Origin of the sequence: Streptomyces sp. M-16 (genome assembly GCF_052114405.1) — a bacterium.
Lineage (GTDB): Bacteria > Actinomycetota > Actinomycetes > Streptomycetales > Streptomycetaceae > Streptomyces.
In genome coordinates this window covers 1-1,827 of the sequence record NZ_JBFRER010000286.1, presented here as the reverse complement: position 1 = coordinate 1,827, position 1,827 = coordinate 1, and the positions used below count along the sequence as shown (strand labels likewise).

Here is a 1,827-nt window from a genome sequence, read left to right as displayed (position 1 = left end):
GTGTCGAGGAGGTGGGTGAGTGCTTGGTGGTCGGAGACGTCGCAGGCGGTGATGGTGGTGTGGGCGCCGAGTGTGGTGAGTTCGTTGGTGAGGGTGTCGGCGCCTTCGGCGGTGGGGCCGCGTCGGCTGGTGAGGAGGAGGTGGCGTACACCGTGTTCGGTGACGAGGTGGCGGGCGAGGAGGGCGCCGAGGGTGCCGGTGCCCCCGGTGATCAGCACCGTCCCCTCGGGATCGAAGAGCGGGGCGTCCGGCGCCGCCTCGGCGAGGGCGGCGCGCACCAGCCGTGGCGTGAGGAACTTCCCGTCCCGCAGCGCGAGTTGCTGCTCGCCGGTACTGAGGGCGGCACGGAGGACCTCGGGGGCCGGACCGTCGGACCCGGCGTCGATGCCGCCGTCGACGTCGAGGAGGACGAACCGGCCGGGGTGCTCGGCCTGCGCCGAACGCACCAGACCCCACACCGTCGAGGCTCCGAGCCCCTCGACACCGTCACCCGGACGGGCCGCCACGGCCCGGCGCGTCACGCACACCAGCCGCGCGCCGTCCGCCCGGTCCTCCGCGATCCACCGCTGCACGGCCGTCAGCGCGTCCTGAGCGGTACGGTGCGCCAGAGCGACGGCGTCCTCACCCGGCTCCGCCTCGGAGCCGAAGGACGCGACGACGCCCTCCGGAACGTCCTGCGGCCGCAGCCCGTCCGAGGGGACGGGCACCCACTCCACCTCGAACAGGGAATCCCGGTGCGAACCGGCGGCCGAGCGCAACTGCCGCGCGTCGAACGGACGCAGGGCCAGCGACCCGACCGTGACGACCGGAGCGCCCGAGGTGTCCGTGAGCTCCAGGGCGACGGATCCCGTCGGCAGCGGAGAGATCCGCACCCGGACGGACGTCACGCCCGTCCCGTGCAGCCGTACCCCGTTCCACGCGAACGGCAGCCGCAGCGCGGCACTGCCCTCGCCGTCGTCCGCACCGCCGTTCCCGCCCCGCAGGCCCAGGGGGTGCAGGGCGGCGTCCAAGAGCGCCGGGTGCACGGCGAACAGGGCGTCGTCACCGCGCAGCGCCTCGGGCAGCTCCACCTCGGCGAACAGCTCCCCGCCGAACCACCACACGGCCTTCAGGCCGCGGAATCCGGGCCCGTAATCCTGACCCCGGGCGTCCAGCAGCTCGTACACCTCCTCGGCGCGCACCGGCGTCGCTCCGGCGGGGGGCCAGGTGGCGGGGGCGGCGGAGCCGTTCGGCTCCTCGTCCTCCGGGCGGAGCAGGGCACCGACCGCGTGCCGGGTCCAGGGGGAGCCGTCGATTCCGTCGGTCCCTTCGGTCCCGGCCGCTACGGAGGGCCGGGAGTGGACGGTCAGCCGGCACCGCCCCGCGTCGTCGGGCTCGCCGAGCAGCAACTGGAGCTGTACGGAGGAGTCTTCGGGGACGACGAGCGGCGCTTCGAGGGTCAGCTCCTCCACGAGGGTGTGCCCGGTACGGGCCCCCGCGCACAGCGCCAGATCGACGTAGGCGGTACCGGGCAGCACGGCCGTGCCGTGCACCGCGTGGTCGGCCAGCCAGGGGTGGCTCCGCAACGACAGCAGGCCGGTGAAGAGGTGCCCCTGTCCGTCCCCGAGCTGTAGGTCCGCACTCAGCAGCGGATGATCGGCGGCGCCGAGACCGAAGTCGGAGGCGTCCCCCTTCACTGCCGGGGTGTTGATCCAGTGGCGTTGGCGTTGGAAGGGGTAGGTGGGGAGGGGGGTGGTGGGGGTGTGGGGGTGGTAGAGGGTGTTCCAGTTGATGGGGTGGTTGGTGGTGGTGTGGAGGGTGGTGAGTGTGGTGGTGAGGGTGTGGGGT

General features: G+C 73.6%; 1 protein-coding gene. It reads right to left on the bottom strand.

The window, feature by feature from the left end; all coding sequences use genetic code 11:
* Positions 1–1,827: type I polyketide synthase (locus AB4039_RS42115; protein WP_442273294.1), on the bottom strand; the 1,827-nt coding region annotated here is incomplete at both ends.